Source organism: Kitasatospora sp. NPDC059327, from assembly GCF_042752535.1.
Taxonomy (GTDB): Bacteria; Actinomycetota; Actinomycetes; order Streptomycetales; family Streptomycetaceae; genus Kitasatospora.
Map to the genome: position 1 here is coordinate 21,460 of NZ_JBHYYB010000061.1, position 18,462 is coordinate 39,921.

The following is an 18,462-nucleotide window of genomic DNA, read 5'->3' on the forward strand; positions in this document are numbered from 1 at the left end:
CCCCAAAAAAGGGGCGCTGTGGGATCGGGCACACCTGCTTCGCTATGGCATTACCGCGAGGTCCTGATTACCAGGAGCTCTTGGTGACGCCCGGCAGCTCGCCGCGGTGGGCCATCTCACGGAGGCACACACGGCAGAGGCCGAACTTGCGGTACACCGAGTGCGGACGGCCGCAGCGCTGGCACCGGGTGTAGGCCCGGACGCCGAACTTCGGCTTCCGCTCGGCCTTCGCGATGAGGGACTTCTTCGCCATTGGCTCACGCCTCCTTGAACGGGAAGCCCAGAGCACGCAGGAGCGCCCGGCCCTCGTCGTCGGTCTGAGCGGTGGTCACGACGGTGATGTCCATACCGCGCTGACGGTCGACCTTGTCCTGGTCGATCTCGTGGAACATAACCTGCTCGGTCAGACCGAAGGTGTAGTTGCCACGGCCGTCGAACTGCTTGGGGGAGAGACCACGGAAGTCACGGATACGCGGCAGGGCCAGCGACACCAGACGGTCCAGGAACTCCCACATGCGGTCACCACGGAGGGTGACGTGGGTGCCGATCGGCTGGCCCTCGCGCAGCTTGAACTGCGCGATGGACTTGCGAGCCTTGGTCACGGCCGGCTTCTGACCGGTGATCGCGGTCAGGTCGCGGATCGCGCCCTCGATCAGCTTGCTGTCACGGGCGGCCTCGCCGACACCCATGTTGACGACGACCTTGACCAGGCCGGGCGTCAGCATGACGTTCTCGTACGAGAACTGCTCCTGCAGCTGACCCTTGATCTCGGAGTTGTAACGCTCCTTGAGACGGGGGGTCACCTTCTCAACAGACGTCTCAGACATCAGATGTCCTCACCGGTTCGCTTGGCAACGCGGATCTTGTTGCCCTCGTCATCGAAGCGGTAGCCCACGCGGGTGACGACCTTCTTGCCGTCCTTCTCCACGACCAGCTGGACGTTGGAGACGTGCACCGGGGCCTCGACGGTGACAATGCCACCCTGAGTGCCCGGACCCGGCTTGGTGTGCTTCTTGACCCGGTTCACACCCTCGACGAGGACCTTGTTCTCGGCGGGCATGGCCTGGATGACCTTGCCCTGCTTGCCGCGGTCCTTGCCGGTGATGACCTGGACCAGGTCACCCTTCTTGATCTTCATGCTGTTCGCCATGGGTTAGAGCACCTCCGGCGCAAGCGAGATGATCTTCATGAACTTCTTGTCGCGCAGCTCGCGGCCCACCGGGCCGAAGATGCGGGTACCGCGGGGGTCACCGTCGGTGTTCTTGAGAACGACAGCGGCGTTCTCGTCGAACCGGATGTACGAACCGTCGGGACGACGGCGCGACTTCACGGTACGGACGACGACGCACTTGACGACGTCACCCTTCTTCACCGAACCGCCGGGGATCGCGTCCTTGACGGTGGCGACGATGACGTCCCCGATACCGGCGTAGCGGCGACCGGAACCACCGAGAACGCGGATGCAAAGGATTTCCTTCGCGCCCGTGTTGTCGGCGACACGCAGTCGCGACTCCTGCTGGATCACAGCTTTCTCCTGATCGTCAACGAGAGCTGACGGGCCGGCCGCTGCTCACACCAGCGCCCACGAGGGGCCTGGTGCACATACGGCCGTACCGCATCAACTTCGTTACTTGGCCTTCTCGAGGATCTCGACGACGCGCCAGCGCTTCGTCGCGGACAGCGGGCGGGTCTCCGCGAGGAGGACCCGGTCGCCGATGCCGCAGGCGTTCGCCTCGTCGTGCGCCTTCAGCTTGTTCGTACGGCGGATGACCTTGCCGTACAGCGCGTGCTTGACGCGGTCCTCGACGGCGACGACGACGGTCTTGTCCATCTTGTCGCTGACGACGAGGCCCTCACGGGTCTTGCGGAAACCGCGCGTCTCGTTGGTGTTCTCAGTCATCAGGCGTTCTCCACCGTCTCGATGCCCAGCTCGCGCTCGCGCATCAGGGTGTAGATCCGCGCGATGTCCTTACGGACGAGCTTGAGCCGTCCGTGGTTGTCGAGCTGCCCGGTCGCCGCCTGGAAGCGGAGGTTGAACAGCTCCTCCTTGGCCTCACGGAGCTTGGCAACGAGACCCTCGTTGTCCAGCTCGCGGAGGTCAGCAGCCTTGGTGCCGGCCGACATCAGCTCTCACCTGCCTCGCGCCGGATGATCCGGCACTTCATCGGGAGCTTGTGAGCTGCGCGGGTCAGCGCCTCACGAGCCACCTTCTCGTTGGGGTACGACAGCTCGAACATGACCCGACCCGGGTGCACGTTCGCGATCCACCACTCGGGCGAACCCTTACCGGAACCCATGCGGGTCTCGGCCGGCTTCTTGGTGAGCGGACGGTCCGGGTAGATGTTGATCCAGACCTTGCCGCCACGCTTGATGTGACGGGTGACGGCGATACGAGCGGACTCGATCTGCCGGTTCGTCACGTAGGCCGGGGTGACGGCCTGGATGCCGTACTCGCCGAAGGCGAGCTCGGTGCCACCCTTCGCAGCGCCGCGGCGCTTCGGGTGGTGCTGCTTGCGGTGCTTGACCCGACGGGGGATCAGCATTGCGGTCAGGCCTCCGTTCCGGTGTTCTCGGCAGCCGGGGTCTCGGCGGCGACCGGGGCCTGGGCCTCGGTGCCGGCGGGACGACGGCCACGGCCACCGCGCTCGCCACCACGGCGCTCGCCACCGCGGGCGGGACGACCACCCTCGGGACGGGCCGGACGGTTGCCCGAGCGGGCAGCGGCGTTCTCAGCGCGGACCTCGGCGATGTTCTTGACGTCGCCCTTGTAGATCCAGACCTTCACGCCGATACGGCCGAAGGTCGTCTTGGCCTCGAAGAAGCCGTAGTCGACGTTCGCGCGCAGGGTGTGCAGCGGCACACGGCCCTCGCGGTAGAACTCCGAACGGCTCATCTCGGCGCCGCCGAGACGACCGGAGCACTGGACCTTGATGCCCTTGGCGCCGGACTTCATGGTGCCCTGCATCGACTTGCGCATGGCACGGCGGAAGGAGACGCGGGAGGACAGCTGCTCCGCGACGCCCTGAGCCACGAGCTGGGCGTCCAGCTCGGGGTTCTTGACCTCAAGGATGTTCAGCTGGACCTGCTTGCCGGTCAGCTTCTCGAGGTCGCCGCGGATGCGGTCGGCCTCGGTGCCGCGACGGCCGATGACGATGCCGGGGCGGGCGGTGTGGATGTCAACGCGGACGCGGTCGCGGGTGCGCTCGATCTCGACCTTGGAGATGCCGGCGCGCTCCATGCCCTTCGTCATCATGCGACGAATGGCGACGTCTTCCTTGACGTAGTCCTTGTACAGCTTGTCGGCGTACCAGCGGGACTTGAAGTCCGTGCTGATGCCGAGGCGGAACCCGTGCGGGTTAACCTTCTGGCCCATTACCGGGTCCCTTCCTTGCTGCTGACGACCACGGTGATGTGGCTGGTCCGCTTGCGGATCCGGTAGGCACGGCCCTGGGCGCGCGGACGGAACCGCTTCAGGGTCGGGCCCTCGTCAACGTACGCCTCGCTGATGACGAGGTCGTCCACGTTGGAGTGGTTGTAGTTGTGCGCGGCGTTGGCGATGGCGCTGTTGAGCACCTTGCCGACCGGCACGGTAGCGGCCTGCGGAGCGAAACGCAGGACCGCCTGGGCCTCCGTGGCGTTCAGGCCACGGATGAGGTCCACCACGCGGCGGGCCTTCATGGGCGTGACGCGGATGTACCGCGCCTGGGCCCTGGCTTCCATGGTTGTCCCCTTGCTGGTGTAAGTCATTGAGTCGGTAATCTCGCTGGCGACTAGCGACGCTTCGACTTGCGGTCGTCCTTGACGTGACCGCGGAAGGTACGCGTCGGCGCGAACTCGCCGAGCTTGTGGCCGACCATCGACTCGGTGACGAACACCGGGACGTGCTTACGGCCATCGTGGACCGCGATCGTGTGGCCGAGCATGGCCGGGAAGATCACGGAGCGACGGGACCAGGTCTTGATGACGTTCTGGGTACCCGCCTCGTTCTGCGCGTCCACCTTCTTGAGAAGGTGGCCGTCAATGAAGGGGCCCTTCTTGAGACTGCGCGGCATCTGACCTGCTCCTAGCGCTTCTTGTTGGTCTTGCGGCGGCGCACGATGAGGGCGTTCGAAGCCTTCTTCGGGCTACGAGTACGACCCTCCTTCTGGCCCCACGGCGAAACCGGGTGGCGACCACCGGAGGTCTTACCCTCACCACCACCGTGCGGGTGGTCGATCGGGTTCATGGCCACACCACGCACGGTCGGGCGAACGCCCTTCCAGCGCATACGGCCGGCCTTGCCCCAGTTGATGTTCGACTGCTCGGCGTTGCCGACCTCGCCGACGGTCGCGCGGCAGCGCGCGTCGACCAGGCGGATCTCACCGGAGGGCATGCGCAGGTGCGCCATCTTGCCCTCACGCGCCAGCAGCTGAATGCCGGCACCGGCGGAGCGGGCCATCTTGGCACCGCCACCGGGACGCAGCTCCACCGCGTGGATGGTCGTACCGACCGGGATGTTGCGAAGCGGCAGGTTGTTGCCGGGCTTGATGTCGGCGCCAGCGCCGTTCTCGACCCGGTCACCCTGCGCGATGCCGCGCGGCGCGATGATGTAGCGCTTCTCGCCGTCCGCGTAGTGCAGGAGCGCGATGCGCGCGGTGCGGTTCGGGTCGTACTCGATGTGCGCGACCTTGGCCGGCACGCCGTCCTTGTCGTGACGACGGAAGTCGATCACGCGGTAGGCGCGCTTGTGTCCACCACCCTGGTGGCGAACGGTGATCCGACCGGCGTTGTTACGGCCGCCCTTGCTGTGCAGGGGGCGAACCAGCGACTTCTCCGGCGTGGACCGCGTGATCTCTACGAAGTCGGCCACGCTGGAGCCACGACGGCCCGGCGTAGTCGGCTTGTACTTGCGGATGCCCATTTGGCTCTCTCGTCCTCGTCCTTATCGACGATCACGATCCCCGTTAGGAGACCGGACCACCGAAGATGTCGATGCGGTTGCCCTCAGCCAGCGTCACGATGGCGCGCTTGGTGTCCTTGCGCTTGCCAAAGCCCGTCTTGGAGCGCTTGCGCTTGCCCTGACGGTTGAGCGTGTTGACGGACTCGACCTTGACCGAGAAGACCGCCTCGACGGCCTGCTTGATCTGGGTCTTGTTGGCACCGGGCGACACGACGAACGTGTACTTGTTCTCGTCGAGGAGCGAGTAGCTCTTCTCGGAGATGACCGGCTTCACCAGGACGTCACGGGGGTCCGTGAACGTCTTGCTCGTGATCTCTGCAGCCATCAGGCGGCGCTCCCTTCGAGCTCGCCCTCAGCAGCCACGGCCTTGGCGGACGCGGCGGGACCCGCCACGAAACGCTCGAAGGCGGCCTGGGTGAAGACCACATCGTCGGAGACGAGCACGTCGTAGGTGTTCAGCTGGCCGGCGTCCAGGATGTGCACGTTCGGCAGGTTGCGGGCGCTCTTGAGACCCAGCTCGTCGGCACGCTCGACGACGAGGAGGATGTTCTTGCGCTCGGTGATCTTGCCGAACAGGCCCTTGGCGGCCTTGGTCGACGGCGCCTCGGCCGCGATCACGTCGGTGACGACGTGGATGCGGTTGTGGCGGGCCCGGTCGGTGAGCGCACCGCGCAGAGCGGCGGCGATCATCTTCTTCGGGGTCCGCTGCGAGTAGTCACGCGGCACGGGACCGTGCACGACGCCACCGCCGGCGAACTGCGGGGCGCGGGTCGAGCCCTGACGGGCGCGGCCGGTGCCCTTCTGACGGTACGGCTTCTTGCCGCCGCCGCGAACCTCGCCACGCGTCTTGGTCTTGTGGGTGCCCTGACGGGCCGCAGCGAGCTGCGCCACGACGACCTGGTGCATCAGCGGAACGCTGACCTTGGCGTCGAAGATCTCGGCCGGAAGCTCAAGGCTGCCGGTCTTGTCGCCCGAGGGCGACAGGATGTCAATGGTGCTCATATCCTCACAGCCCCTTCGCCGCAGTGCGGACGAGGACGAGGCCGCCGTTCGGGCCCGGGATTGCGCCCTTGATCAGGAGCAGCCCCTTCTCCGCGTCAACGGCATGGATGGTCAGGTTCTGGGTGGTCACGCGCTCGTGGCCCATCCGGCCGGCCATCCGTACGCCCTTGAACACACGACCCGGGGTGGCGCAGCCACCGATCGAGCCGGGCGAGCGGTGCTTGCGCTGCACACCGTGACCGGCGCCGAGGCCCCGGAAGTTGTGGCGCTTCATGACACCGGCGAAGCCCTTGCCCTTGGAGGTGCCGGTCACGTCGACCTTGACACCCGCCTCGAACAGCTCCGCGGTGATCTCCTGGCCGAGGGTGTACTCGGACGCGTCCGTCGTACGGAGCTCGACCAGGTGGCGGCGCGGGGTGACACCGGCCTTGGCGAAGTGACCCGCGAGGGGCTTGTTCACCTTGCGGGGGTCGATCTCGCCGAAACCGATCTGGACGGCGTCGTAGCCGGCCGAACTGTCGGCGGTGTGGACCTGGGTCACGACATTGGGCCCAGCCTTGACGACGGTCACCGGAACGATCCGGTTGTTCTCGTCCCAGACCTGGGTCATGCCGAGCTTCTCGCCCAGGATGCCCTTAATCTGCTTAGCCATCTTCGGTGTGCCTCTCAGAGCTTGATCTCGATGTCGACACCAGCCGGCAGGTCGAGACGCATCAGCGAGTCAACCGTCTTCGGCGTGGGGTCGAGGATGTCGATCAGACGCTTGTGAGTGCGCATCTCGAAGTGCTCGCGCGAGTCCTTGTACTTGTGCGGCGAGCGGATGACGCAGTACACGTTCTTCTCAGTGGGCAGCGGCACCGGGCCCGCGACCTGCGCACCAGTGCGAATGACGGTCTCGACGATCTTCTTCGCCGAGGAGTCAATCACCTCGTGGTCGTAGGCCTTGAGCCGGATGCGGATCTTCTGTCCCGCCATGGCTACTCAGTAGTCCTTTGTGTCGTCTGTCGCTTCTACGGCCGGTTTCGTCCGGGTGGACTGTGTCCGGTGGCACCCCTGGATGGTTACCTCCGACCCACGCGGTCGGGCGTGTCGCACGTCCGCCTGCAAAAAATCCGGCACGAGGTCTCCCCCTTGCGGATTTCCCACTGGATCGGTGAGGTCTTGCACCCACCAGGCGCCGGATCGAGGCCCCGCCCACGCTTCCCGGAAGATTCCCGTACGTCCGCCCCGCAGCTGCCGCGGTGTCGACTTCACACCACTGCATTCACACATTTCACGTGAACACATGAACGGCCATCACGGGAACGACGAGTACATGGGACTCGCTTCCGGTCCTCCCGGCGGGAGGCGCGTAGCATCGGCACTCAACCGAGCAACTTGGACATACTGCCACATGGAGCAGCGACAAAGCCAATCGGGGCCGGTGAGGTCTCCCTCACCGGCCCCGATCGGGGTGGTCGCGCGCGCGGTCAGTTCTTCGGCGGCCGACCGCAGACCACGGTGTAGTCGCTACCGCTGTTGGCGCACCACAGCTTGTTCTCGTCCGGGCCGAAGGTGTACTCGGACAGCCCCATGTTGATCGGGTTGCACGCCTTCACGCCCTTGTACGGCGAGTACCTCGGGCAGTCTCCGTTGTCGAGCTGCTGGATGTGCGCCCGCCAGGCGTCCAGGCCCATGTCCTCGACGCCGGGGTTGGTGGACGGCATGAAGCGGTTGGCCGACCACGAGCCGCCCATCGTCGCGAACAGGGCGACGGCGCAGACCAGGCCGGCGGCCACCTGGGCCAGGGCGCGCGGCGAGATCCGGGCGGCCCGGGCCGGGCTGAGCGCCTCCAGGGTGCCGCGGACCCAGCCGAAGACGCGCTGGTAGGTCAGCATCACGCCCAGGACCGCCAGGACGATCAGGCAGTAGAAGATGATCCAGGTGGTTCGCGGGTAGAGCTGGACGGCCTGGTTGTGCTCCATGTGCGAGGCGAACCAGAAGCGCAGCAGCCAGGCACCCGCCAGGACGAAGCCGGCCGTCCGGACGATGATGTTGCGCAGCCCCAGCCCGACGCCGATCCCGACGCCGAGCAGCAGCAGCACGGCGAAGCCGCTCTGGCCGGCCAGCTCGCCGGACTCCGGCCAGTTGTGGTAGGTCAGCCCGCCGGAGCGGTCCGAGGCCCAGCCCAGGACGTACGCCGGGTCGATGTAGGTGTTGATGTACGCGTAGCGGTCCATGGTGGACGCGCCGAGGCGGGCCAGCTGGTAGAGCAGCGGCGCGCCGATCACCGCGGCGGTGGCGAGCATCACGCCGAGGAAGACCAGCGCGCGCGTGATCGCGGCGCGGCCGCGGCGCCACGGGAAGAGCATCAGACCCAGGATGAACGAGCCGGGCGCGGCCCAGAGGTACCAGCCGGAGTACCAGAGGAACATCACGCCGAAGGCGGCGCCGAAGCCCAGCCCGCGCAGTACCGCCGAACGGGTGGACAGCTCGTCGGCCCGGCGGATCTCCCGGAAGCAGGCGGCCAGCAGCGGCAGCAGCACCAGCATCGAGCCGTGGCTGTACGGGCGGATCGGGTCGAGGAAGACGATCGAGGTCGGGACCGCGACGGCCATCGCCCAGAACGGGCGCAGCAGCATCCGCCAGGAGAGGTAGGCCATCGGCCCGACCAGTGCGCTGAGGATGAGCTGGAGGTCCTTCAGCGCGTGGCCGACGCCGGGGATGCCGTTGTGGAAGAGCTTGGCCCAGACGGCCAGCAGGGCCGGGAACAGCGGCGGGTAGACACCCGGCAGCCCCTCGCCCCGCATCATGTCGTTGGCCATGCCCATGAGGTTGCCCGGGTCGCCCTCCTGGCCGCCCAGGCCCCACGGGGTGCCGTGCAGCGCGACGGCGATGCCGCCGGCCACCACACCCGTGGCCAGGCCCGCGAGCGCCGCGCAGACCAGCCGCTGGGCGATCTGGTAGTGGCGCAGGGTGCCCCGGTAGGCGAGGAAGAGCAGCGCCGCGAGCACCGGGATGCCGAGCAGGGCCGCGTACTGCTGGATCTTGGCGAGGCCGCTGACCTGCCCGACCCGACTGATCGGGTTGACGCTGATGTGCTGGCAGAGCGCCAGGAATCCGAGCGCCGCGACCACGCTGACCACGACCTCGGCCAGCGGGAGGAACCAGCGCTTCTCGGTCCACCGGGAGCGGCCGCCCGGGCGGGCGGCAGCCGAGTCACCGGACGACGCGGTGCCGTTCACTCCCTGGGGCGCCGCGGCGGGGCCACCGACGACGTCCGGGGCCAAATCCGTCATGTCAATTCGCTTCCGTGAAGCGGCAGGCTGCCGCGGGGTCGGGTCGGCTCGCCGGTGCGAGCGAAGTCGGCGGGCACCCACCGGCGCCCTCTGCCCAGGACGGCCGCCGTACCCGAACGACCCGCCCACGGGCGACACGCTAGCAAGACGCCCCGGTGCGCACCGGATCGATCACCAGGTGCACCCGGGGCGGTCGCTCACCGTGATCAGCTCCGGCCGGCCAGTGCGCGCTGCGGGGCAGCGGCCCGGCTGGCGGGCTCGATGGTCTTCAGGTGCTTGGGCATCCGGCGGATCATCGCGAGCAGCAGCACCAGGCCCGCGCGGGCCAGGTAGATGGTCGCCTTGATCGGGGAGGCGCTGGGCGTGCCGGTGGTCCGCTCGCGCATCGCCACCGGGACCTGCCGGATGACGAAGCCGCAGCGGGCGGCGCCGACCATGCTCTCGATGGTGTCGCCCAGGTACTCGACCGGGTACCACTGCGAGAAGAACTCGATCATCGGCTTGTTGCAGGCCTTGAAGCCCGAGGTGGTGTCGGTGAGGCGGGTGCGGGTGACCCGCGACAGCACCACGGACAGCAGCTTCATCGCCCAGCTGCGCGGGCCGCGCACCTTGTAGCTGCCCTGGCCGGCGAACCGGGCGCCGATGACCAGGTCGGCCTCCTGGAGCTTCTCCAGCAGGGCCGGCACGTACGCGGGGTCGTGCTGGCCGTCGGCGTCGCACTGGATGGCCACGTCGTAGTTGTGCAGGTGGGCGTAGCGGTAGCCGAACCGCATGGCGCCGCCGACCCCGAGGTTGTACGGCAGCTGCGCGACCCGGGAGCCGGCCGCGGCGGCCACGGCCGCGGTGTTGTCCACCGAGCCGTCGTCGACCACCAGGGTGTCGACACCGGGGAGCTTCTGCTGGATCTCGTGAAGGATCTTGGGCAGACCCTCGGCCTCGTTCCAGGCCGGGAGAATGATCAGTACCCGCTTGCCGTCGATCATGCCGTCACCCCGGAGTCCGTCGTCTTGCCGGCGTCGTTGCTGCTGCGTGCGATCGGGTAGCCGTGGTGCTCGGCCAGGTGGGCCCGCATCATGGCGACGTCCTCGGCCAGGGTCCGGGTCTCGGCCTCCAGCCGGGAGGCCTCCCAGCTCAGGTGCAGCGAGACCATCAGGACCAGGACGAAGCCCGCGAACAGCACCAGGCTCACGCCGGAGGCGATGCCGAGCCGACGCGCGGTCGAGTCCAGGATCGTCGGGAAGAAGCCGAGCGGCGCCACGACGACGCCGATCGCGAGCCAGATAGCCGCGTACTTCTCCCGCAGTTGCTGTCGGCGCAGCAACTCCAGGATGTAGACGAGCACCAGCACGCCGGTGATCGAAGTGATGACGGTGAGATGCACGACTGGAGGCGCCTTTCAGCGGCAGTGGCGTGGCCAAGGGTAATCACATATTAAAGGCGTGGCGTGAACGTACTGCCGCCGCCGGCTGTGCGGGACCCGACGAACGGGCGTCACGCCTCCGACGACTGGTGTGCCGCCAGGGGAGCCCGGTGTTCCGCCACGGGCCGGGCCGGGGCGGACAGCGAGCGGGCCAGCGCCCACAGCATGGCAGCAGCGCTGACCGCGGCACCAGCCAGGTAGGCGAGTTCGACCCGGGTGGCGATGTCCCCCGGGACCAGGGTGACGGCCACCAGCACCGCGGAACCGGCCAGCCAGGAGAGCAGCTGCCGCTGGTGGCGCCCGAGCGAGAGCAGCGCCTGGCCGAAGACGGTGGCCAGCATGTAGCAGAGCGTGCCGAGGGCCAGCCAGAGGAAGTCCACCGGGCCCAGCACGTCCTGCGCCTTGAAGAAGACCCGGATCGCCCAGGGGCCGAGGAAGACCGTCGGCAGCCCGGCGGCGGTGCTCATCAGCACCACGATGCCGCCGGTGCGCAGCAGCACCTTGCGGAACTCCGCGTGGTTGCCGGCCGCGGCGGCGCCGGAGAGCGAGGAGACCAGCGAGGCCTGGATCGCCGCGTAGGCGAAGAGCGGCACCCGGGCCAGCACCACGGCGTTCAGCAGCGCGGCGATCAGCGCCTTGGAGGACGGCGAGAGCAGGCCGACGCTGACCACGGCCGCGTTGACCATCAGCTGCGCCAGCAGCGTCGAACCGGTCAGCAGGCCGAGCCCGGTGACCAGGTCGCGCCAGGCCGGCGCCGGTCCGCCGCGCCGGTCCGCGAGAACGCCGCGCATCCCGATCGCCGAGGCGGCGAGCGGTGCCACCACCAGGATCAGCGCGAACGCGAACGCCGAGTGCGCGCCGAACAGCGGGATCAGCGCGGCGAGGCCGATCCGCAGGCCACCGTCGACGGCGAGCTGCAGGCCGTACGCGCCGAAGTTGCCCAGGCCGGCCAGCGCCCCGCGGGCCACCGAGCTCACGGCCAGGCCGACCAGGGCGCCGCCCAGACCGGCCACCAGGCCGAGGTCGCCGGAGAAGAAGCGGTCCGCGATCGGGCGGGCGGCGGCCGCGATCACGGCCAGCACCGTCACCAGCACCCCGGCGGCGACCAGCAGGACCCGCCGGACCGCCGGACCGGGGCCGTGGCCGGCCACGTCGCGGGCGGCCACCAGGCGGGTCAGCTCCAGCTCGACCGGGGAGAACAGCCCGTACCCGACGGACATGACCACGGTCCAGAGCATCGAGACGCCGGCGACCTGGGTGGTGTCCAAGCTGTGCCCGGCGAGTGCCAGGAAGATGTACGAGGAGACACCGAGGACCACGGTGCCCCCCGCGACGAGCCGCACACCCGGGGGCAGCGCCCCCAGCAGCTTGGCCACCGGGTTCGTCATCGCAGGGTGGCCTTGGCCTTCAGCGGCTCCCACCAGGCACGGTTCTCGCGGTACCAGGCGATGGTGGCGGCCAGGCCGTCCTCGAAGCGGACCTGCGGGCGGTAGCCGAGCTCCTCGCTGATCTTGGTGATGTCCAGCGAGTAGCGCAGGTCGTGGCCCTTGCGGTCGGCGACCGGCTCGACCATCGACCAGTCGGCGCCGGCGGCCTGCAGCAGCAGCTCGGTGAGCTCCTTGTTGGTGATCTCGGTTCCGCCGCCGATGTTGTAGACCTCGCCGGAGCGGCCCTTGCGCATGGCCAGCTCGATGCCGCGGCAGTGGTCCGAGACGTGCAGCCAGTCACGGATGTTGCCACCGGTGCCGTACAGCGGCACCTTCCTGCCGTCCAGCAGGTTGGTGGTGAACAGCGGGATGACCTTCTCCGGGAACTGGTAGTGCCCGTAGTTGTTGGAGCAGCGGGTGACCACCACGTCCATGCCGTGGGTGCGGTGGTAGGCGAGCGCGAGCAGGTCGGAGCCGGCCTTGGAGGCCGAGTACGGGGAGTTGGGCGCCAGCGGCCACTCCTCGGTCCAGGAGCCCTCGGAGATGGAGCCGTAGACCTCGTCGGTGGAGACGTGGACGAAGCGGCCGACACCGTGCTTCTTGGCCGAGTCCAGCAGGACCTGGGTACCCAGGACGTTGGTCACCACGAACGGGCCGGCGCCCTCGATGGAGCGGTCCACGTGCGACTCGGCCGCGAAGTGGACGACCACGTCGTGCCCGGGCATGACCTGGTCGACGGCCTGCTCGTCGCAGATGTCGCCGCGGACGAAGGAGTAGCCGCTGTGACCGGCGACGGGCGCCAGGTTGGCCTCGACGCCCGAGTAGGTGAGCTTGTCGAAGACGGTGATCTGATCCGTTGCGTCGGCGCCGAGCAGCTGCCGGACGAACTCTGAACCGATGAAGCCGGCGCCGCCGGTGACGAGGATGCGCATAGTGCGGGCAGTCTACCGGTGTGCCCCGGGGCCATCGCCCCGGGTCAGCGGCGGGCTCCGAACCTCACATAAGCTGCGCGCATGCGTGGAATCCTCTTGGCGGGCGGCACCGGGTCACGACTGTGGCCGCTGACCCGAGCAGTCTCGAAGCAGCTCCTCCCCGTCTTCGACAAGCCGATGATCTACTACCCGCTGTCGACCCTGGTCATGGCCGGTATCAGCGAGATCCTGATCATTACCACCCCCCAGGACCAGGAGCAGTTCCAGCGCCTGCTCGGCGACGGCTCCCAGTTCGGCCTCAAGCTGGAGTACGCCGTCCAGGAGAAGCCGGAGGGCATCGCCCAGGCCTTCGTGCTGGGCGCCGACTTCATCGGTGACGAGCCCGTCGCCCTGATCCTCGGCGACAACATCTTCCACGGCAGCGGCCTCGGCACCCGGCTCGCGCAGCGCACCGCGCCCCAGGGCGGCATGGTCTTCGCCTACCCGGTCGCCGACCCGACCGCGTACGGCGTGGTGGAGTTCGACGACAACGGCCAGGTCATCTCCATCGAGGAGAAGCCCACGCAGCCGAAGTCGCGCTACGCGGTGCCCGGCCTGTACTTCTACGACAACCGCGTGGTCAAGATCGCGGCCGGCCTCAGCCCGAGCGCGCGCGGCGAGCTGGAGATCACCGCGGTCAACGAGGAGTACCTCAAGACCGGTGAGCTGCACGTGACCATCCTCGACCGCGGCACCGCCTGGCTCGACACCGGCACGTTCGTCTCGATGGTGCAGGCCTCCGAGTTCGTCCGCGTCATCGAGGAGCGCCAGGGCTTCAAGATCGGCTGCATCGAGGAGGCCGCCTGGCGGGCCGGCCTGATCGACGCCGGGCAGCTGCGCGAGCTGGCCGAGCCGCTGCGCAAGAGCGGCTACGGCGACTACCTGATCGCGCTGCTCGACGAGGAGGCGGCCCGGTGAAGTTCCGTGAGCTCTCGATCCCCGGCGCCTTCGAGGTCACCCCGCAGCAGCACGGCGACCCGCGCGGCCTGTTCATGGAGTGGTACCGCTTCGACCGGCTCGAAGAGGTGGTCGGCCACCCGCTGAAGTTCGCCCAGGGCAACCTGTCGGTGTCCGCGAAGAACGTCGTGCGCGGCATCCACTTCGCCGACGTCCCGCCCGGCCAGGCCAAGTACGTCAGCTGCGTGCGCGGCGCCGTGCTCGACGTGGTCGTGGACCTGCGGGTCGGCTCCCCCGCCTTCGGCCGCTGGGAGTTCGTCCGGCTGGACGACGCGGACCGCCGGTCGGTCTACATCCCCGAGGGCGTCGGCCACGGCTTCTGCGCGCTGACCGACGACGCCACGCTGTCGTACGTCTGCTCGGAGACCTACAACCCGACCGGTGAGCACGCGGTGCACCCGCTCGACCCGGACCTCGGGATCGAGTGGCCCACCGACGCCCCGCAGCTGTCCGCCCGGGACGACGCCGCGCCGTCGCTGGCCGAGGCGCTCGCCACCGGTCTGCTGCCGGACTACGAGAAGTGCGTCGCCTTCACCGAGAGCCTGCGCACCCGCTGAACCGCCCGATGCCCGGGCCCGCCGCCCTCCGGCGCGGGCCCGGGCATCGTCGCGTGCGCGGCGGGCGGCCCGGCGGGGGCCGCCGACGGGCTCAGTATGATGGGCCCGCCGCGGGGTCCTCACCCCGCTCCCGGCCCCGACTCAGACCAGCGGATGTGCCCTCCACCATGACCACTCTGGAAATCCTGCTCCCGTACTACGGCGACGTCGCGCTGATGCAGGCCGCGGTCCGCAGCGTGCTGGCGCAGAGCGATCCCGACTGGCGGCTGACCGTCGTCGACGACGGCCGGGAGCCCGGCGTCCCGGAGTGGTTCGCCGAACTCGACGACCCGCGGGTGCGGTACTTCCGCAACGAGCAGAACCTCGGCGTCACCGGCAACTACCGCAAGTGCCTGGGCATGGCCGAGCACGAGTACATGATGTTCATGGGCACCGACGACATCATGCTGCCCAACTACGTCGCCACCATCCGGTCGATCCTGGCCCAGTACCCCGGCGTCGCGATGATCCAGCCGGGCGTCCAGGTGATCGACGGCGACGGGAACCCCAGCAGCTCGCTCGCCGACGAGGCCAAGCGCCGGATCTACGCGCCCAAGCAGCAGGGCCGCACCCTGCGCGGCGGCGAGGACCTCGCGGTCAGCCTGCTCAAGGGCAACTGGCTGTACTTCCCGTCGATCTGCTGGCGCACCGAGGCCGTACGGACCACCGGCTTCCGCGACAACCTGGAGATCATCCAGGACCTCGCCCTCGTCATCGACCTGCTGCAGTGCGGCGAGCACATGGTCGTCGACGACGTCCGGGCCTTCCAGTACCGCCGGCACGCCGTCAGCATCTCCTCGAAGTCCGCCTACAGCGGCACCCGCTTCGCCGAGGCCCGCCGGTACTTCCTGGACGCCGCCGACCGCCTGGACGCGCACGGCTGGCCGCGGGCCGCCAAGGCCTCCCGGATGCACCTCTCGGCCCGGATCCACGCCCTCACCCTGGTCCCGGGCGCGATGCGCGCCGGCCAGTGGGACGGCGCGAAGGCCCTGCTGCGCAACGCCACCAGCACCGCCGCCCGCCCCCGCTGACCCAGCCCGCCAACGCCCCAGGCCCATCACCGTCCCAGGGAGTCACCCCATGACCGCACCGCACCCGGCCCCCGCCCGGGTCGCCGTCCTCGGCGGCACCGGCTTCATCGGCCGCGTGCTCGGCGCCCGCCTGCTGGAGCAGGGCGCCGAGGTCGTCAGCCTCGCCCGCAAGGCCCCGGCGGTGCCGGCGCCCGGCCGGTTCGTCGCCTTCGACATCTCCTCCGACGCCGCCGCCGACCTCACCGCGCTGCTCGACCGCGAGCGGATCGACACGGTCGTCAACGCGGCCGGCGGCATGTGGGGCCTGAACGACGAGCAGATGTACCAGGCCAACGTGGTCCTGGTGGACCGGCTGATCGAGGCCGTCTCCGCGATGGCCTCCCCCGCCCGGCTGGTCCACCTCGGCACCGTGCACGAGTACGGCATGGCGCCGGTCGGCACCAGCCAGCGCGAGAGCGACCCCGCCGCCCCGGTGATGGAGTACGGCAAGCTGAAGCTCGCCGCCACCGAGGCCGTGGTGCGGGCCGTCGAGGCCGGCCGGCTGGACGCGGTGTCGCTGCGGCTCGGCAACGTGGTCGGCGCCGGCCAGCCCGGTCACAGCCTGCTCGGTGTGATGGCCGCCAAGCTGGACGCCGCCCGCCTGGCCGGCGAGACCGCCCGGCTCTCGCTCCAGCCGCTCACCGCCCAGCGCGACTTCGTCGACCTCACCGACACCCTGGACGCGGTGCTCCTCGCCGCCGTCCGGCGTGACGTCCCGCCGGTGGTCAACATCGGCACCGGCGCCGCGTCCTCGGCCCGGCTGCTGGTCGAGCTGCTGATCGAGGAGAGCGGGGTGCCCACCGAGATCACCGAGGTCCCCGCGCCGGACGGCACCGGCCCGGAGACCGAGTGGCAGCGGCTCGACATCACCGTCGCCCGCGAGCAGCTCGGCTGGGAGCCCCGGCGCACCCTGCGCGAGGCCGTCCGGGAGCTCTGGGAGGCCCAGATCGCCGCGCCGCGGGCCTAGGCGCGGATCGCCGCGCCGCGGGCGTGGGCCCCGGCCCGCGCCCGCGCCCGACGAACACCGCACGCCATGACGTGGCGGCGTCCGCGACGACCGCGGCCGCCGCCCGGCCGAACCAGTGGGGGGGGAGCCATCAGCCGACCAACGGTGCTCCGCCCGCGCGGCACGCTCGCGCCGCTCCTCCACGGCCGGGCCAACGGGCTCGGCGCACTGCGGCTCCTGCTGGCCGCCACCGTCGTCGTCTCGCACGTCTTCCCCCTCGGCTGGGGACGCCCCGATCCGCTCTGGCGCTGGAGCGGCGGGCAGACCGACCTCGGCAAGGCCGCCGTCCTCGGGTTCTTCGCGCTCTCCGGCTTCGTGATCACCGAGAGCGCCCGGCGCCTCCCGCCCGGCCGCTTCGTCTGGCACCGGGCGCTGCGCATCGTGCCCGGCCTCTGCGGATCGCTGCTGTTCTCGGCCCTCGTCCTGATGCCCGCCCTCTACTGGTGGCAGCACGGCACGCTGGGCGGCTTCTGGAGCCGACCGGACGGCCCGCTGAGCTATCTGACCACTCTCGGGAGCGACACCCCCACCACGGGCTGGGACGTCTCGGGCGTGATCGCCGGGGGCGTCCGCGCCGGTACCAACTTCGACGGGAGCCTCAACGGCGCCCTCTGGTCGCTGAAGTACGAGCTGCTCTGCTACCTGGTGGCCGGGCTGCTGGCCGCTCTCGGGCTGTTGCGCCGACGGACGCCGGTCACCGCGGCGGCGCTCGCGCTCTGGCTGCTGATCGCCGCCGGCGCCGCGGACCTCCCGGCCGGGGTGCCGCCGGCCGGCGGCCCCGGGGTCACCCTGCCGCCGCTGGGCCAGGTCACCTTCCACCTCGCCGCCAACCTCGGCCTCGCCTTCCTGCTCGGCGGCGCGCTGCGGCTCCACGCCGAGCGGGTCCGGGTGGACGACACCCTGGCTCTGGCCGCCGCCCTCGTCGCGGCCGGCTCGGCCCGCTGGGGCGGCTTCGCGGAGCTCGGCCTCCCCGCGCTGGTCTACCTGCTGTTCTGGGCCGCGGCCGTCCTGCCCCGCCGCTGGCGGGCGGTCGGCAGCCGCCGCGACTACTCGTACGGCGTGTACATCTTCGGCTTCCCGGTCGAGCAGGCGCTGGCACTGGTCGGCGGAGCGCGCTTCGGCCCGCTCGGCTTCCTGGTCGGCGCCCTCGGCGCGACCGGGGTGCTGGCGGCGCTCTCCTGGCACCTCGTCGAGGCGCCCGCGCTGCGGCTGCGCTCCTGGACCCCGGGCCGGCGGCGGGCGGCCGACGGGCGGGAACCCCGACCGGGCCCGCAGCCGGCGCAGCGGCCGAAGCCGCCCGAGGTCACTTCTTCCTGAAGACCCAGACCTTCATCAGCAGGAACCGGACCACGGTGGCCAGACCGTTCGCGACGATCAGCCCGGCCACCTCGACGGCCTTCGAGGCGTCCGGCGCGGCCAGGTCGAGCAGGGCCAGCGCACCGGCGCTCAGCCCGAGGCCGATGAGGAAGGCCACCGCGCCCTGCAGCTGGTGCCGCAGCGCGCCCTCGCTGCCGGTGATGCCGAAGGTGAACCGGCGGTTGGCGGCCGTGTTGGCCACCGCGCTGATCGCCAGCGCGAGGAAGTTGGCCACCTGGGGGTCGACGAAGCGCCGGGCCACCACGTAGAGCACCAGGTAGAAGAGGGTGCTCAGGACCCCGATCACCAGGAAGGACGGGAGTTGGCGCTTGGCCGTCCCGCTGCCGGGGGCCTGCGGGCCCTGGTCGGCCGACGGCACTGCGGCCGCTTCGGTCGACCGGTCGATGGAAACCATGTCAGCACCCATGTGATCGGTTCGT

At 69.8% G+C, this 18,462-nt stretch carries 26 protein-coding genes; 5 read left to right on the plus strand and 21 right to left on the minus strand.

Annotated features, from left to right (window positions below; translation table 11 throughout):
- Positions 1 to 67 precede the first annotated feature (67 nt).
- From ACFXHB_RS29840 to rfbB, 20 genes are all read right to left on the minus strand, one after another.
- Complete coding sequence (locus ACFXHB_RS29840; RefSeq protein WP_030393303.1) at positions 68 to 253, minus strand: type Z 30S ribosomal protein S14; 186 nt, start codon at positions 251 to 253, stop codon at positions 68 to 70.
- Positions 254 to 257: 4 nt separating this feature from the next.
- Positions 258 to 827, minus strand: a complete 570-nt coding sequence (gene rplE / locus ACFXHB_RS29845; RefSeq protein ID WP_030300393.1) for a 50S ribosomal protein L5 — start codon at positions 825 to 827, stop codon at positions 258 to 260.
- Positions 827 to 1,138 carry a 50S ribosomal protein L24 gene (gene rplX, locus ACFXHB_RS29850; protein ID WP_030055828.1) on the minus strand — a complete coding sequence of 104 codons (312 nt, stop codon included), beginning with the start codon at positions 1,136 to 1,138 and terminating at the stop codon, positions 827 to 829. The genes rplE and rplX overlap by 1 nt, the downstream gene beginning before the upstream one ends.
- A 15-nt stretch (positions 1,139 to 1,153) precedes the next feature.
- A complete protein-coding gene (gene rplN, locus ACFXHB_RS29855; RefSeq protein WP_030393301.1) occupies positions 1,154 to 1,525 on the minus strand; it encodes a 50S ribosomal protein L14 in 372 nt (123 codons plus the stop codon).
- Positions 1,526 to 1,627: 102 nt separating this feature from the next.
- On the minus strand, positions 1,628 to 1,900 hold the full coding sequence (gene rpsQ / locus ACFXHB_RS29860) for a 30S ribosomal protein S17 (protein WP_030055826.1): 273 nt from the start codon (positions 1,898 to 1,900) through the stop codon (positions 1,628 to 1,630).
- Entirely contained in the window at positions 1,900 to 2,124 is a 225-nt protein-coding gene (gene rpmC / locus ACFXHB_RS29865) for a 50S ribosomal protein L29 (protein WP_063348970.1), read from the minus strand. The genes rpsQ and rpmC overlap by 1 nt, the downstream gene beginning before the upstream one ends.
- Complete coding sequence (gene rplP / locus ACFXHB_RS29870; RefSeq protein ID WP_030055824.1) at positions 2,124 to 2,543, minus strand: 50S ribosomal protein L16; 420 nt, start codon at positions 2,541 to 2,543, stop codon at positions 2,124 to 2,126. The genes rpmC and rplP overlap by 1 nt, the downstream gene beginning before the upstream one ends.
- A gap of 5 nt (positions 2,544 to 2,548) precedes the next feature.
- Complete coding sequence (gene rpsC / locus ACFXHB_RS29875; RefSeq protein ID WP_327677868.1) at positions 2,549 to 3,373, minus strand: 30S ribosomal protein S3; 825 nt, start codon at positions 3,371 to 3,373, stop codon at positions 2,549 to 2,551.
- Complete coding sequence (gene rplV / locus ACFXHB_RS29880) at positions 3,373 to 3,720, minus strand: 50S ribosomal protein L22 (RefSeq protein WP_360631630.1); 348 nt, start codon at positions 3,718 to 3,720, stop codon at positions 3,373 to 3,375. The genes rpsC and rplV overlap by 1 nt, the downstream gene beginning before the upstream one ends.
- Positions 3,721 to 3,770: 50 nt before the next feature.
- Positions 3,771 to 4,052, minus strand: a complete 282-nt coding sequence (rpsS, locus tag ACFXHB_RS29885) for a 30S ribosomal protein S19 (protein ID WP_030055821.1) — start codon at positions 4,050 to 4,052, stop codon at positions 3,771 to 3,773.
- 11 nt (positions 4,053 to 4,063) lie between these two features.
- Positions 4,064 to 4,900, minus strand: a complete 837-nt coding sequence (gene rplB, locus ACFXHB_RS29890; protein ID WP_360631633.1) for a 50S ribosomal protein L2 — start codon at positions 4,898 to 4,900, stop codon at positions 4,064 to 4,066.
- A gap of 43 nt (positions 4,901 to 4,943) precedes the next feature.
- A complete protein-coding gene (gene rplW / locus ACFXHB_RS29895) occupies positions 4,944 to 5,264 on the minus strand; it encodes a 50S ribosomal protein L23 (protein ID WP_063348967.1) in 321 nt (106 codons plus the stop codon).
- Positions 5,264 to 5,941: a 50S ribosomal protein L4 gene (gene rplD / locus ACFXHB_RS29900; RefSeq protein ID WP_030393295.1), complete on the minus strand. Its 678-nt coding sequence runs from the start codon at positions 5,939 to 5,941 to the stop codon at positions 5,264 to 5,266. Before rplD ends, rplW begins: the two co-directional genes overlap by 1 nt.
- Before the next feature lie 4 nt (positions 5,942 to 5,945).
- The gene (rplC, locus tag ACFXHB_RS29905; RefSeq protein ID WP_380577784.1) at positions 5,946 to 6,593 is read right to left on the minus strand and encodes a 50S ribosomal protein L3; all 648 of its coding nucleotides are present in this window, start codon (positions 6,591 to 6,593) and stop codon (positions 5,946 to 5,948) included.
- A 14-nt stretch (positions 6,594 to 6,607) separates the two neighbouring features.
- Complete coding sequence (rpsJ, locus tag ACFXHB_RS29910) at positions 6,608 to 6,916, minus strand: 30S ribosomal protein S10 (protein ID WP_012785157.1); 309 nt, start codon at positions 6,914 to 6,916, stop codon at positions 6,608 to 6,610.
- A 494-nt stretch (positions 6,917 to 7,410) separates the two neighbouring features.
- On the minus strand, positions 7,411 to 9,219 hold the full coding sequence (locus ACFXHB_RS29915) for a hypothetical protein (protein ID WP_380577785.1): 1,809 nt from the start codon (positions 9,217 to 9,219) through the stop codon (positions 7,411 to 7,413).
- A 206-nt stretch (positions 9,220 to 9,425) separates the two neighbouring features.
- The gene (locus tag ACFXHB_RS29920; RefSeq protein WP_380577786.1) at positions 9,426 to 10,202 is read right to left on the minus strand and encodes a glycosyltransferase family 2 protein; all 777 of its coding nucleotides are present in this window, start codon (positions 10,200 to 10,202) and stop codon (positions 9,426 to 9,428) included.
- Positions 10,199 to 10,600 carry a DUF2304 domain-containing protein gene (locus ACFXHB_RS29925; RefSeq protein ID WP_380577787.1) on the minus strand — a complete coding sequence of 134 codons (402 nt, stop codon included), beginning with the start codon at positions 10,598 to 10,600 and terminating at the stop codon, positions 10,199 to 10,201. The genes ACFXHB_RS29920 and ACFXHB_RS29925 overlap by 4 nt, the downstream gene beginning before the upstream one ends.
- Positions 10,601 to 10,710: 110 nt before the next feature.
- Positions 10,711 to 12,027, minus strand: a complete 1,317-nt coding sequence (locus ACFXHB_RS29930) for a lipopolysaccharide biosynthesis protein (protein ID WP_380577788.1) — start codon at positions 12,025 to 12,027, stop codon at positions 10,711 to 10,713.
- Complete coding sequence (rfbB, locus tag ACFXHB_RS29935) at positions 12,024 to 12,998, minus strand: dTDP-glucose 4,6-dehydratase (RefSeq protein ID WP_380577789.1); 975 nt, start codon at positions 12,996 to 12,998, stop codon at positions 12,024 to 12,026. The genes ACFXHB_RS29930 and rfbB overlap by 4 nt, the downstream gene beginning before the upstream one ends.
- 81 nt (positions 12,999 to 13,079) lie before the next feature.
- Here rfbB and rfbA point away from each other — a divergent pair, with 81 nt between their 5' ends.
- The 5 genes from rfbA to ACFXHB_RS29960 all read left to right on the plus strand — a co-directional run bounded on the left by rfbA (position 13,080) and on the right by ACFXHB_RS29960 (position 17,983).
- The gene (rfbA, locus tag ACFXHB_RS29940; protein WP_380577790.1) at positions 13,080 to 13,955 is read left to right on the plus strand and encodes a glucose-1-phosphate thymidylyltransferase RfbA; all 876 of its coding nucleotides are present in this window, start codon (positions 13,080 to 13,082) and stop codon (positions 13,953 to 13,955) included.
- Positions 13,952 to 14,551, plus strand: a complete 600-nt coding sequence (gene rfbC, locus ACFXHB_RS29945; protein ID WP_380577791.1) for a dTDP-4-dehydrorhamnose 3,5-epimerase — start codon at positions 13,952 to 13,954, stop codon at positions 14,549 to 14,551. The genes rfbA and rfbC overlap by 4 nt, the downstream gene beginning before the upstream one ends.
- Before the next feature lie 167 nt (positions 14,552 to 14,718).
- Positions 14,719 to 15,621, plus strand: coding sequence for a glycosyltransferase family 2 protein (locus tag ACFXHB_RS29950; protein ID WP_380577792.1), 903 nt, complete (start codon positions 14,719 to 14,721; stop codon positions 15,619 to 15,621).
- Between the two features lie 49 nt (positions 15,622 to 15,670).
- Positions 15,671 to 16,627, plus strand: a complete 957-nt coding sequence (locus ACFXHB_RS29955; RefSeq protein WP_380577793.1) for an NAD-dependent epimerase/dehydratase family protein — start codon at positions 15,671 to 15,673, stop codon at positions 16,625 to 16,627.
- Positions 16,628 to 16,771: 144 nt separating this feature from the next.
- On the plus strand, positions 16,772 to 17,983 hold the full coding sequence (locus ACFXHB_RS29960) for an acyltransferase family protein (RefSeq protein ID WP_380577794.1): 1,212 nt from the start codon (positions 16,772 to 16,774) through the stop codon (positions 17,981 to 17,983).
- Here ACFXHB_RS29960 and ACFXHB_RS29965 read toward each other — a convergent pair.
- Entirely contained in the window at positions 17,970 to 18,437 is a 468-nt protein-coding gene (locus tag ACFXHB_RS29965) for a GtrA family protein (RefSeq protein ID WP_380577795.1), read from the minus strand. The genes ACFXHB_RS29960 and ACFXHB_RS29965 overlap by 14 nt on opposite strands.
- Positions 18,438 to 18,462: the final 25 nt, after the last annotated feature.